Genomic DNA, 302 nt, shown 5'->3' on the forward strand with positions numbered 1-302 from the left:
TTCCAACTCAATATTTAGATAATAGTAAGCTTTCTTATATTTTCGTTGCTCGTAATAATACTCACCTAATTTTTTTGCATCGTCTTCAATGTCCAACCAAAATTTATTTTCGTATAAATAATCAATGCATTTAGACATCATCTTCTCATAAGTGTCAAAGTCACGATTTATATATGCTAAACTAGCTTCTAGAATTTTTACTCTCGTTTTTTCATGATGATTAGTACATAAAGGATAAGATTTTTCTAGGAGATCATTTATACCATCTAAATTCCTTGTATGTAATTTAACAAGGATGATAC

General features: G+C 27.8%; 1 pseudogene. It reads right to left on the reverse strand.

Going from position 1 to position 302, the window contains the following annotated elements:
• Positions 1-302, reverse strand: a pseudogene (locus AOA62_RS32290) (hypothetical protein); the annotation flags it as partial.

Source organism: Pseudomonas sp. 2995-3 (assembly GCF_002742565.1).
GTDB lineage: Bacteria > Pseudomonadota > Gammaproteobacteria > Pseudomonadales > Pseudomonadaceae > Aquipseudomonas > Aquipseudomonas edaphica.